Source organism: Leptotrichia sp. oral taxon 847 (assembly GCF_001553645.1).
GTDB lineage: Bacteria > Fusobacteriota > Fusobacteriia > Fusobacteriales > Leptotrichiaceae > Leptotrichia.
In genome coordinates this window covers 989,002-1,002,651 of sequence record NZ_CP014231.1, presented here as the reverse complement: position 1 = coordinate 1,002,651, position 13,650 = coordinate 989,002, and the positions used below count along the sequence as shown (strand labels likewise).

Below are 13,650 nucleotides of genomic sequence, written 5' to 3'. Positions count from 1 at the left end.
TAATAGGTATATAAATAAAAATATTAAAAAATTAATGAAAGGAAAAAATATGAGATTATCAAAGGCATTTTTAAAAACATATAAGGAAGCGCCAAAAGAAGCGGAAGTAGTGAGTCATCAGTTAATGTTGAGAGCGTCAATGATTAGACAGCTGACGAGAGGGGTTTACAGTTATTTGCCATTGGGATATAAGGTTTTGAAGAAAATTGAAAAAATTGTTAGAGAAGAGATGGATAGAGCTGGTGCGCAGGAAATACTTATGCCAGTTTTGCAACCGGCTTCACTTTGGGAAGAATCAGGAAGATGGTTCGCTTATGGTCCTGAACTTATGAGAATGAAGGATAGAAATGAAAGAGAATTTGCGTTGGGGCCTACACATGAGGAAGTGGTAACTGATATTGTGAGAAATATGATTGGTTCGTATAAGGAATTGCCTGTAAATTTGTATCAAATTCAAACAAAATTTAGAGATGAAATGCGTCCACGATTTGGATTAATGAGAGGTAGAGAATTTTTAATGAAAGATGCTTATAGTTTCCACTTAACAAAAGAATCGTTGGATGAGGAATTTTTGAATATGAAAAATGCTTATTCAAGAGTTTTGGAAAGAATGGAACTAAAATTTAGAGCGGTTGATGCAGATTCTGGTTCGATTGGTGGGAATGCTTCAAATGAATTTATGGTACTTGCTGAAAATGGAGAAGATGATATTTTGTATAGTGATTCATCAGATTATGCTGCAAATGTTGAAAAAGCTACAAGTATTATTGAATTGAAAGAAAGTACAGAAGAAAAATTACCGAAAGAATTGGTGGAAACGCCTAATACCAAGACAATTAAGGAATTGTCAGAATTTTTGAATATTCCAGAAGAAAAAACTGTTAAAGCGGTTATGTTGAAGGAAGTGTTGGAACATAAGGTAAATTATGTGTTGGCACTTATTCGTGGAGATTTGGATGTAAATGAAATTAAATTGAAAAATGCAGTGAATGCTTCGATGGAATTGGAAATGATGACAGAAGAAGAATGTGAAAAATTTGGATTGGTCCCTGGATTTGCAGGCTCTTATGAGAGAAAAGAAGGACTTACAGTTGTTATTGATGAAACAGTAAAATATGTGATAAATTTTGCGTTAGGAGCAAATAAAAAGGATTATCACTTTATTAATGTTAATTTGGAAGACTTGCATTATGATGTGGTTGCTGATATTAGGACGGCTAGAGCGGGAGATATTTCGCCAGATGGAAAAGGTGTGCTAAAAATTGCTCGTGGAATGGAAGTTGGACACATTTTTAAATTGGGAGATAAGTATTCAAAAGCATTAAATGCGAAAGTTTTGGATGAAAATGGAAAGCAGCAAGTTATTTTAATGGGATGTTATGGAATCGGAGTTTCGAGACTGATGTCAGCGGTAATTGAGCAAAAAAATGACGAATATGGAATTATCTGGCCAAAATCAATTGCACCGTATATTGTAGATGTGATTATTACTAATATGAAAGATGAAACGCAAGTAAAATTTGCTGAAAAAATTTACAATGAATTAAAAGAAAATAATGTGGAAGTTGTACTGGACGATAGAAACGAAAGAGCTGGTTTTAAATTTAAAGATGCCGACTTGATTGGTTTTCCGTTAAAAGTAGTGATTGGAAAAGGCGCAGCCAGTGGAATTGTAGAGATTAAAGAGAGAGCAACTGGTAAGAGTATGGAAATTAAGAGCGAGGAAGTTTTAAAATTTATTGAAGAGTTTTTGGAAAAATAAATTTATTAAAATATTTGAAAATACTAAAAAATAAAAATTATTTATCTTATTAAATATGTGAAATTGAAAAAAAATCAAAAAAAATTCTATGAAAATTTAAAGAAATGTAGTATAATTAGAACAGTGAATATTTAATAAAAATAAAATTGAAATAAATGGGAAGAGAAGGTGATAGAATGGACAAAAAATCAAAAGTAACAGCGATGTTATCTGTGCTATTAGTTTCGGCACCAACTACTGCAAAAAAAATAACAACTTCAAATTTAAGAGATAATGCTATGAGAACGGATGCTGTCGAGGTAGATAATACAAATTCCGAAAATATAGAAGAATCGTATGTAACTGAAGCAAAAAAAGATGAAGCAAATTTGTTGGTATTAGATACAAATAAGCTAAACTTTGACTACAATAGTGCAAATATAAAAGATGAGTACAATTCAATATTAGAAAAAGTAAAAAAATATATTGAAGATAAAAATTTAAAGATTTCAATTATTGGATATACGGATTCAAAAGGGACAAAAAGTTATAACAAAGAGTTGTCACTTAGAAGAGCTGAAAGTATTGAGGAAAGATTAATTGCTTTAGGACTTGCGCCTGAAAGAATTGTTGAAACAGTTGGAAAAGGGGACAGTAATCCTATTGCATCAAATGACAGCGAAGATGGAAGAGCAAAAAACAGAAGAATTGAAATAAAAATCAGTGAAAATCAAAGTTAAAAAAATAAAATAAACTACTCTTAAATATAAAAATTAAGAATAGTTTATTTTTTTATTATAAAATGTCCAGTAGTTTATGTAAATGTTATATGAAAGTCCAGTAATATAAGGATTCTCTAGTTTATTTACACAAAGAAGTTTACGCTCTCAAAACATTTTATAAAAAGTGTCATACTCTTGCAATTTACCTTATTCCGTCGTCTTGAAAAAAATCTTGACAATTTACCAATAGAGGAGTATACTTTTAAATAATATTTTTTTTGAAATTTTAATAAAAAGGTGGTTAAAATTATAAAAAATATATAACAATACTAATTTTTTTCCTAGCCACTATTAATTTTTCAGCACCTGTTGATGATGCTACTAAAATTTTAGATATTCAGCAAAGACAGCTTGAGCAGGAAAGAAGCAGGATGGAGCAGCAAAAAAGTCAAGAAGAATTTGAAAATACTAGATTTAATGATGTTCCAAAAATTGATAAAAATAGCAACTTTGATGATAAAAATTCTAAAAAATTTTTGATAAATGAAATTGATATTGAAGATAAAGACAAACTACTTTCTAAGAAAGAAAAGAAAAACATACTTAAAAAATATGAATATTTGGAAATGGGAAACAGCGATATTCAAAATATTCTGGTTGAAATTACTAATAAATTAGTTTCTAAAGGGTATATTACAAGTATTGCGACAGTTTCAGATAAAAATGATTTGACTACAGGAACTTTAAACTTAAAAGTTGTCGCAGGGAAGATTGAAGATGTCAGAATTAATTCTGGCAATGGACTCGACAAGTATAAGGAATTTTTTATGTTTCCTAAAAACAGAGGGAAAGTGTTGAATATAAGAGATCTGGATACTGCTACGGATAACTTTACATATCTAAAACTGTTGAATCTTTTAAAGATTATTATAAAGGTTTGGAAAGGTTAGGACACTTGGAAGACTTAATTTCGCCTATAAGAAAATTAGCTAAGGGAGATGATCTTTTAGGAGCTTTTCATGATAGTGAAAAAGCAATAAATGGACTTAATAACTTGTTTGCGGGACCAAAAGAAGGAAGTGGAAAGGCTGGACTTTATGCTAAAGCTTCGATAGCCAGAACTTCAAGTGAAGGAAATGAAGGAACGATTGAAAGAACTAGTCTTACAGCAGGAAATAATATTAATATTAGAGGGACTGAAAAAATTGGGATAAGAGGAGCTGATATAAAATCATATAACGATATTAATATTCAAACAAAAAATCTTGATATAAAGGCTTCTAAATCATCTATGAATAATAAAAATACATCGTATGAACTTTCAGGAGAATACAATATATTAGATCCAAATTTATCCATTTCAGGAAATATTAATCGTGGGAAAATGGAGGGATATGCATATAACAATGCAAAAATAGATGCAGCCAATAATTTGAATATTCAAATTGATAACGGAACAATAAAAGGTGCAAATATTTCAGCAAATAATTTAAATGTGGGTGTTAAAAATAATTTGGAAATTGAAAGTTTACAGGATTATGAAAAAATGAGACAGACAGGAATAAATACAGGTGTCGGAAATGTAACAGGAGCAAATAAATCCTATGTTGGAGGCTTAAACTACACTACAAGAGATAAGAACTGGGTAAATGAACAGACTTCATTAATTGGAAGAAATAGTGTAAGAGTAGATGTCGGAAATAAATTGACATTAACTGGAGCAAAAATTTCAAATGAGGAAAATGGAATTGATAAAGGAAATCTTATTGTGAAAGCTAATGAAATTGAAACACATGACATTGTAAGCAAGGACAATTTCTTGGCACTGGATGCAAATGCAAATATCACAAGAAGAGACATAATAAATAAACAAAAGGGTAACAAAGATAATAACTATGTTGTAGAACGTTATGAAAATGATGGTGGAGCAGGATTTGCAGGAAGCGAAGTGGAAAAAGTAAGCAGAGCAACCATTGGAAATGGAACAATAGTTACTAATCAGGGCACAGTTGCTGTAAATCGTGATATATCCAAATCTGATGAAAAGACAAGAGATGTAGAAGTAAAAAGAATCGGAATAGATTACAACGATGAAAGAAAAGGATGGGGGAAAGGAAATCAGATAATTTCAGAAAATGTAGCAACTATTGGTAATTTTACTGATAAAATTTCATTTATTCCACAATTTGTTGCTGGAAAAAGTAATGAAGATACATTTAGAGCAGCAACATTTAAGACTATAAGACAAGTTGAGGATTTTATTGATACTAAATTGTACAATGAAGAATATGGGCTAATTCCTACATCTGGACAATATGGTGCAGTTGGAGAATTTATTTTAAAAGCCTTTACTGAAAATAAAGTTGATGGAATTACAATAAGAGGAAGAGGGAACTCTGTAGAGTCTATGACTAAAATTGAAAGATTAGATGATCTTCCTATTAGTGAAAATCAAAAGGACTTGTTTGGAAATGGAATGGCCGAAGAACTTGAAAGAGGAGCTGCTAATGCAATCAATATAGATCTCAGGATGCAATAAAAAATAGAGAAAAATTTGAAATAACATTAACTTATAATCCAACAATGGGACGTGTCTGGGATGGAGTGGAAAGTATATTTGGTAAGTTGTTTAATGGGAAAGGGAATATTTCAACAGGAATTGCAAAAGGATACAATACTTTAATTAGAACAAATAATCCAAATCAACAGTATCATGTTAGACAGTATAGTCAAGGTAACCTTTATTTTGAAGGTGGAGTTAATTTGTCAATCAAAAATGGAGATATGGATTTTTCTAATATTTCTTTGGATCATACTGGAAGCCCAAGAGCTGACAAAATTTTTATGAACAAGGTAGCATTGCTGATTATAAAAATTTAGGTTCTGCTTCAAATTTTACAGATGGAATTACAAGTGAAGATGGATATTTTTTAGGTGTGAAAGGAACAATTTCTGAAAAAAAACACGTAAATATGGGAGGAATAGAAAATCATCAAAGAACATTTATTCAAGATAAATTTAAAAATATTTCTGCATTGGCAACAATAGAAAGAGATACAACATTATTATTACCTAGTTTTTTCAATAAAAATAATAAAAATAAATCAAATAATCATAACGGTGAGATATTAACATTCACAGATGATGAAATAAAAAAAACTGTAGTAACTCAAAGGAGTATTAAGAATATAAAAAATGAAAATGATTTAAATAAATATATAAACAAAAAAATTAAAGAAAAAATTGAAAATAGCAAGACTAACATGACAGAAGAACAGGCTCAAAAAGAAGTTATGAATGAGTTAAGAAAGAAAACAGCAGAAGAATTAAGTCCTCATAGACTATATTTCCCAGAATCTTTTGAATACAGTGATAAGTTGCGTGAAGTAGAAAAAGAAAAAAAGAATTATATCAAAAATGGATTAATGAAAAAAATTTAAATGTAAAAAAAGGATTTGAAAAACAATATGAAAATTTAGTGAATAAACAAAAAGATTATCAAGTTGAATTTGAAACAGTTGTGAAAGATAGATTGATAAATATTCCTATGGTTAAACCTGAAGATTTGATAGAATTCAGAAATAATATCTTGATAGAAGAAATGAAATCCGATTTTCCACGAAATAACAGTTATGATATTAAGGAATTAGAGATTTTTGCTCCAAATAAGCAAAAGATTGAGGATAATAAACAATTAAATATCAATGATTATTTAGAACATTTAAGAAAAAGGATAGGTGAATAATATGAAAAATTTGAAGTTTGTATTATTGATACTATTATCAATGATTTGTTTAAATTCTTGTTTTACCCTTGCAAGTTTCTGTGCGGATCATGGATGTATGATGACTGGAATGCCTAAGGCAACTAAAAAAGATCCACAAGGAATTTATATAGTTCTTGATAAAAAGGAGTATGAAAATTACTTAAAAGAAATATTGCAAAGAAAAAAAGAATATGTAGAGATTGAAGGACGGAAAATATTATTGCCGGAAAACATGACATTAATGAAGTACAATCATGATAGTGATGATATATTTGGAAGATATGGATATATGATTAATTATTATCTATATGATAAAGAAAAAAAAACAGGCTTCCCTTTGGGATTTAGATTAGATAAAAATGAAAATTTAATGACTGGAGTAATAGATGGAACAAATGAGTATATAAATAAAATAGGAGAGCATATTTATTTTTCAAAATCTTATCCTTCTGAGAAAGATTATGTAAATAGAATAGGTAAGGATATTTATTTTACTTTTGGTATACTCTCAAGCACTGAAAATGAGAAAAAGATTACGAATTTTTTAAAAGAGTTAGTTAAAGAATGGTAAGAATATGATAATACCTTTAAAAAACAGGAAGATTTGATTAAACAAAGAAAGGACAAATACTTATGAATGTTCCAAGAAATAATCCATATCTAAGAATATAAATCTTGATGAAGGTGTAAATATGCTGAAACCTGAAATAAATAGAGAAAAATCTCAAAATATAAATGAACAGTTAAAAAAGTTGAGAGAAAGAGTGGGTAATTAATATGAAAAAGTTAAAGTTTATATTATTGATATTGATAAGCATTTTTTGTTTAAATTCCTGTTTATTAACAACAGCAGCGGCAGGAACATATTTATTGGGGACAATGGGGACTTATTATTGTGCTGAATATGGTTGTACTCGTGATAGAACAGAAAAAGATGTAGATGGATTAAATATTTTTACAAAAAATAACCCTTTAAAAGTTAAAAATTATTTTGAATCCATAAAGAAAAGAGAATTAATAAAAATTAAAGTCAAAGGTAATAATGAAGTTTTTACTGTTACTTTACCTAAAAATTTTATATTGAAGAAAATAAGTGATGGTTATTATTTATATGATAAAGAAAAAAATATAGGTTTTTTTTCAATAACTGATTCAAAAGATGAAAGAATAGCGTTTGAAGAATTGTACAATAGTGCAAAAAAACAAGAAAATTATAAACTTCTAAATACTTATGAATATAAACTTTTAAATACCTATAAAGGAGTTTCTACATTTATAATTGACGGAAAATACACTTACAAAATGAAAAAAATTTCAGAACATTACTATGCGTATTATGAACAAGAATTACAAGAAGAAGCACATGAGATATATGATTATCTTATTGAAAATTTATAAAATCAATATCTTAAAAAATTAAGTGTACCTAAAATTTTGTACAATCAATTGCTAACAAGAGCTTTAAATGAAAAGCTTGGAACAAGCTTTTTGAACGGAAAATCTAATCAGGAATTGATTCAGTCAATGATGGATAATGCAGCTGATGAAAAGGCAAGGCTTGGTCTTGTTGTCGGTCAGGCATTGACTCAGGATCAGATAAATGCCTTAAATGAAGATATTATCTGGTATGTTTCAAAGGAAGTGAATGGAGTCAGTGTTTTGACACCGCAAATTTACTTGTCAAGCAGAACTAGGGAAAGCATAAGCGATGACACTAGAAATAGAATTGGTGGAATAAATGGAACATATGTCAAGACTAAGGACTTTGTAAACGATGGTACAAAATGGGGTAATGGTGGAGTTACCTATGTTGAGGCAAATACTGTGAGAAATGAGACTACAACAAATCTTCTTTCTGAAATTTCAGGAGATAGAACTTTCATAAGTTCAGTTGGAAATATTGAAAATATCGGCGGAAAAATAAAGGGAAATGAAGTTGTAGGTTTAATTTCTGAAAATGGAAATGTAATCAACAATACAACCAAAAGAAAAGTAGGATTCAATAATGGCGAGTTTGACAGAAGCTGGCATGAAGAAATAGGCTCAATTGGGCAAATTTCTTCAAATGGATTAACTTTTATTAAGGGTAACAGCTATGAGTCAACAGGAGGAATTCTAAACACAAATCATCTTGAACTTGATGTAAATAAATTCAATGTATCGGCATTATCTTTAAGCGGTGAAGATAAATTCGGCAAGGGCAGCAATAATTACACAAAATATGGTGCAACAGAACATTTAGGCGGAGAAGTAACTGCAAATTCTACTTCAGGAAGAATAGGAGATTTAAACCTTACAGGCTCAGCATTTATTGGCGGAGATACACAAGGTCTGAAAATTGGGAAAGTGAATGTAGAATCCGCTGTAAACAGTTACGACTTGGAGTCAAAACAGACAAGTAAGAATACGGTTTCTAAAAGCAGTACATACATAAAATCTCATCAGGAAGAAAATGTTGCAGGAAATTTACAGCTTAGTGGAGCAAGAATCGAAGGAAACTTGACAGGAATCGGAAGTAACATTGATTTAGGTGAAAATACCTTTGTTGGCGGAAAATTGACAACAGATTCGAGAGAATTACATAATAGTTTTTATGAAAAAAATACATCCAGAGGATTTAGTGCAGGAATTAGTCACGGAACGGCTTCATTAAATTATGGAAAGTCAAGCAGCACCTATGATGAAAAAGATACGATAAATGCCAAATCAAATTTAAGAATTGGCGATGGAAGTGTGCTAAATAACGGAGCAGAAATTACGGCAACAAATTTTGAGTATGGAAATATTCAGATTAATAATGGTGATGTAAAATATGGTGCAAGAATTGATACAAGAGATGTAAAAACTACTTCAAGAAGCAGTAATTTTGGTGTGTCAATTGGAATAAATAGTCCAATAAAAGATAGAGTGGAACAAGCAGCTGGAGCTGTAAAGCAAGTTAGAAGAGGAGATACGATAGGTGGACTTGTAGCTGGAGTAAATGCAGGAACTGGAATGGTTTCAGGACTTGCAGGGAATCAAGGGACAAGACAGGCTTATCACACAGGAAATTTAAGTCAAAGTGAAGTAAGAAATGCGAGTGCAAACAATAACTTTTATGCAAATATTGGAGTAAATGCAGGATATTCTACTTCTAAAAACAGTAACAACTCCCACAATGAAAGTGCTGTAGTTACGACAATGAAACCAATGAATGAAAATTCTAGCATTACCTACAACAATGTAAACAACATAACTTATCAGGGGACACAGGCACAAGGCGGAACATTTATCTACAACAATGTTAAAAATATTCGGAAGGAAGCAGTGGAACTTCATAACAGCAGCAGTTCAAGAAGTTCAAACTTTGGAATAAGTACGGGAGCGACAATTGGATATGGCTACGGAACACAGATTACTGGAAATGGTGGAAGTGTTTCTGCAAATAGAAGTAATTTGAATACAACTGAAACTATTTATCAAAATGGTAATTTTCAAAATGTAAATGAAGTTCACAATAATACTGGTACAATGACACTTTCAGGATTTAACCAGGAAGGCGGAAAAGTTACAGGTAATATCGGCAAGCTGGTTGTAGAAAGCAGACAGAACACAAGCACGACAACTGGAAGATCAAGCGGAGCAAGTGTAGGAATAAGTGCAAATGGAGTTCCTAGTTCTTTAAATGTAAATGGAAGCAGAACAAGCGGAAGTAGAGCATTTGTAGATAATCAAAGCAGCTTTATTGTTGGAGAGGGAAGTAATCTTCATGTTGGAACAGTTGAAAATACTGGAGCTATTATTGGAAAACAGAGTGAAAATGGTACTACATTTAAAGTTGATAAGTATGTTGGGCATGATATTCAAAACTACGATACAATGACAACAACAGGAATTTCAGTAGGGACTTCATTAGGAAAATCTCCTAGAGTTACAAATATTGGATTTAATCAAGATGATAGAGATAAACAGGGAGTAACTAGAAATACGGTAGTTGGAAATGTAGAAATAGGAGAAGCTTCTGGAAGTCCAATAAATAGGGATATTACAAAAGCTAATGAAGTTACAAAAGATGAACATCATTCTACGAATGTTAATATTGAGAGCCAGACTATTGAGTATGCTACTAATCCTGGTAAGTTGAAAGAAGATTTGAATAAGGCTAAAGATGAAATAAAGGATGTTACAAAGGCACTTGATAATTCAATTCATGACCCAGGAGATGACAACAGAAATTTCTTTGGACAGTTGAGAGAAACTAGACTTTCTGAAACAGTCAATAATATTGCTGGAGAGAGATTGAAAGTTGCACAAACAAGAAAAGAAATAGCAAGTGCCTTTGAAGAGGCTTACTCTGATTTGGGATATAAAAATGTAAGAGTAATTTTTACAACACCTGAACATGCTAGTCAATTAATTGATGAAAATGGAAAACCAAAGGCTGGAACAGCTTATATAAATAAAAAAACAGGTGAAAAAACAATATTTATCAATGAAAATGCTGAGGAAAATCAAACAAAAACAGGACTTATTGGAGTAATTGCAGAAGAAGGAAGCCATATTATAAATGGAGTTGAAGGAAGACAAATAGAAACAGGAACTGAAGAAAAAGGACTTGAAAGTACAGGAAGAGCAACTAATGAATATTTCCAAGAAAAATATAAAGATGATGCTGACAAGTTAATAATTCATAAATCTGATGGGATTGACTATTCTGGAATTGATTTTGGAGAAAATGTGGGAAATGGAAAAGGAAAAGAAATTACAAGTACTCTTCTAGATTCCGTACCTTATGTTGGAACAGCAAAAGGTATAGCTGAAGGAATAACGGGGAGAGATTTAGTAACTGGTGAAAAAATTGACCTATTTTCAAGAGTGATGGGAATAATTCCAGGTGCAAAAGCAACAGTTAAAGGAGTAAAAGCAACAGGTAAAATAATAAAAGTAGCAGATAAAATAATAAAAAATAAGAAAAAATTAAAAAGAGTAATAAAAGTTATAACTTCAACAAGAAAAACAGGAAAAATAAGCAAAGTTACTAATGGAGAAAGAGTTACTCAAGGAGTAGTATTATCAGATGGTTCAAAAATAGCATTGAAGTCAGATGAAGTTACTAAATTTGAAAAACAGGCTAAAGAAGCTAAAATTAAAAATAAAGGGAATTCTTCTAAACCTTCAACAGAAATGATTGTAAGAAGAGGGCACTTTAATGGAGAATATAAACCATCCCCAAAACATAAAGGACCTAAAATGCCTCCAAATGCAAGTCCCGATTCAATTCCTGATATTAAAACAGGTAATGATTTATTAAAAAATCATTCTTATAATTCGGCGACCAAAAAACAGAGGTTTGCTATATATAAAGGGAAAATGATAAAATTTCAACCAACTGGCACTAATAATGAATGGCACGCGTATGAACTAACGGATAAACAAATAAAAAGTCAACAAGTTCCACCAGATGTATTAAAACAAATGCTAAAAGATGGTGTTATAACAAAAGCACAATATAATAAATGGCATTAAAGGAGAGTTTAAAAATGAAAAATATAAAATTTTATTTTGATTTTGAATACTTCCCAGAGATTTCGTATGAAAGTTATATTTTGAAATTTTATGTAGATGGGAAAGATTTATGTGAATTAAAAAATGAAAAATATAAATATGATAAATTGGGAGATATATATTTCACAGCATATTTACTTAAAGATAAACTGGATAAAATCTTAAATGAGCCTTTTCCAGATAAAGAATTGAAAATAAAAAAGGACAGAAAAGATACTGCAATCGAATTAGTAAAGAAAGCTAATGAACTTTATAAAGATGTAGCGTTTAATTTAGATAGCACGGAATTTTGGCTTTTGTACGAGTGGGCATACAATCATCAATTACCTCAAGCGAGTGGAGAAATATATCCAAGAGTTTTTTTTTCTGTAACAGGAAACAAAATTGAAATTACATGGGAAAGTGATAAAGAATTTAAAAACAGAAAAGGTGTTTATTATATCTCAAAGAAACTTTTTGAAGAAGAAGTTTTAAAATTTATAGAAATAATGTTTGAGAGAAGAGAAATTGTGGAACAAAAATTAGATCTTGTAGTAATAAATGGTAAAAAAATTTCTGCTAAAAGAAATTATGATACCGAAATGGAATTTGAAGATCAAATGTTGGAAGAATTGAAAAATGTAAATTATAATTTAAAAACAGTTTATGAATTAATTCATATGACGGAAAAAGATAGAATAATAGTGCCTATTATTTTAAAATATATAAAATTGACGAATAATATATATGATAAAGCAAATTTAATTAGATTTTTGGGAATAAAAGGGCTTTTTGAAGCGTTGCCTGATTTGGAAGAGCAATTAAAAGGGGAGGATAATTTGAATATAAAAGCGGCGATTTTGAATACAATTTCAGTAATAAAAAAATGATAATAAAGTCTCAAAATTTCCATCTATGAAGTAAAAAAATATTTAGTAAAGTAGCAGCTTTATTTAAAATTTTTCAATAAGTTGCTACTTCAGAAACTGTAGAATTGCATAATAATTATAGCTCAAATAGTTCAAGTATGGGAATAAATACCGGAGCGACAATAGGATATTGGAGTGTACCCAAAATCTTGGACAAATGTTGTGAGATAATACATATTATACAGATGATCATTATAAGACTTTTAAAGAAATTAAACCTGAACAAATAAATACTAAGTAACAAAGAAAGAAGGGTAGCAATAATGGGGAGTAGTTTAACCATAATAAATCAGGAACAACAAAAAAAATTGTATAAAAATTTAGAAGGTAAATGGGTTATAGAATTAGATAGTGAAAAAATAAAAAATATAAATGATTTTTGTATAGCAATAATGGATGAAATTGATATTATATATGATTATAAACATTTATACGGGTATGATTGGTATTCTTTTAGAGATGCTGCTATGGAATCTGAACATATAGTAAAAAAATTATTTGGAGACAAAGAAGCAAATGTTGTAATAATTTACGATAATTCAAAATTAATTATGAGTGAAATAGATAGGGGGATTAGCTATCAATACTTAATAGCACTTATGCAATGGTGGAGCAATAAATTAAATTTGGAAATTTATCTTGTATTTGATAATATGACAAAAATTTTTAATAGCAAGATTATAAGAGACGATATGTCAAATGAAGATAAAATATTTAAATTAGAAGAAAATAAAAATATTTTTATTATGGATTTAAAACAAAATGAATTAGCAGACGAATTTATAAAAAGAATAGATAAAAATATCAATTTTTCAAATAAAAAAGAGTATGTATTAATTTTTAATAACTCCTACAATTTTGTCCAAGGAATAGACTATCAAGAAGCTGGATTAATGGCTAACAAACTTATAGAAGATATATTGCTGAAAAAGAACAAAAAGATAAAAATATACTTATTGTTTTAAAAAA

General features: G+C 29.8%; 12 protein-coding genes. All 12 read left to right on the top strand.

Annotated elements, in window-relative coordinates; all coding sequences use genetic code 11:
- The first annotated feature begins 49 nt into the window (after positions 1 to 49).
- The 12 genes from AXF11_RS04580 to AXF11_RS04525 all read left to right on the top strand — a co-directional run bounded on the left by AXF11_RS04580 (position 50) and on the right by AXF11_RS04525 (position 13,646).
- Positions 50 to 1,762, top strand: coding sequence for a proline--tRNA ligase (locus AXF11_RS04580; protein WP_068155360.1), 1,713 nt, complete (start codon positions 50 to 52; stop codon positions 1,760 to 1,762).
- 176 nt (positions 1,763 to 1,938) lie between these two features.
- Positions 1,939 to 2,481: an OmpA family protein gene (locus AXF11_RS04575; protein ID WP_068155359.1), complete on the top strand. Its 543-nt coding sequence runs from the start codon at positions 1,939 to 1,941 to the stop codon at positions 2,479 to 2,481.
- Between the two features lie 413 nt (positions 2,482 to 2,894).
- Complete coding sequence (locus tag AXF11_RS04570) at positions 2,895 to 3,413, top strand: POTRA domain-containing protein (RefSeq protein WP_068155357.1); 519 nt, start codon at positions 2,895 to 2,897, stop codon at positions 3,411 to 3,413.
- 5 nt (positions 3,414 to 3,418) lie between these two features.
- Positions 3,419 to 5,002, top strand: a complete 1,584-nt coding sequence (locus AXF11_RS04565; RefSeq protein WP_068155355.1) for a hemagglutinin repeat-containing protein — start codon at positions 3,419 to 3,421, stop codon at positions 5,000 to 5,002.
- A 65-nt stretch (positions 5,003 to 5,067) separates the two neighbouring features.
- Entirely contained in the window at positions 5,068 to 5,343 is a 276-nt protein-coding gene (locus tag AXF11_RS04560) for a hypothetical protein (protein WP_156440383.1), read from the top strand.
- Positions 5,344 to 5,399: 56 nt separating this feature from the next.
- Positions 5,400 to 5,903 carry a hypothetical protein gene (locus AXF11_RS04555; RefSeq protein WP_068155351.1) on the top strand — a complete coding sequence of 168 codons (504 nt, stop codon included), beginning with the start codon at positions 5,400 to 5,402 and terminating at the stop codon, positions 5,901 to 5,903.
- Between the two features lie 38 nt (positions 5,904 to 5,941).
- Positions 5,942 to 6,208 (top strand): hypothetical protein, encoded by a 267-nt coding sequence (locus AXF11_RS04550; protein WP_068155349.1) that lies wholly within the window; start codon positions 5,942 to 5,944, stop codon positions 6,206 to 6,208.
- A 1-nt stretch (position 6,209) separates the two neighbouring features.
- Positions 6,210 to 6,800 carry a hypothetical protein gene (locus tag AXF11_RS04545; RefSeq protein ID WP_156440382.1) on the top strand — a complete coding sequence of 197 codons (591 nt, stop codon included), beginning with the start codon at positions 6,210 to 6,212 and terminating at the stop codon, positions 6,798 to 6,800.
- 206 nt (positions 6,801 to 7,006) lie between these two features.
- A complete protein-coding gene (locus AXF11_RS04540; protein WP_068155345.1) occupies positions 7,007 to 7,627 on the top strand; it encodes a hypothetical protein in 621 nt (206 codons plus the stop codon).
- A gap of 36 nt (positions 7,628 to 7,663) precedes the next feature.
- On the top strand, positions 7,664 to 11,734 hold the full coding sequence (locus AXF11_RS04535; RefSeq protein ID WP_068155343.1) for a hemagglutinin repeat-containing protein: 4,071 nt from the start codon (positions 7,664 to 7,666) through the stop codon (positions 11,732 to 11,734).
- A 14-nt stretch (positions 11,735 to 11,748) separates the two neighbouring features.
- Complete coding sequence (locus tag AXF11_RS04530) at positions 11,749 to 12,642, top strand: hypothetical protein (protein ID WP_068155341.1); 894 nt, start codon at positions 11,749 to 11,751, stop codon at positions 12,640 to 12,642.
- A gap of 302 nt (positions 12,643 to 12,944) precedes the next feature.
- Positions 12,945 to 13,646, top strand: a complete 702-nt coding sequence (locus AXF11_RS04525; protein WP_068155340.1) for a hypothetical protein — start codon at positions 12,945 to 12,947, stop codon at positions 13,644 to 13,646.
- Positions 13,647 to 13,650: the final 4 nt, after the last annotated feature.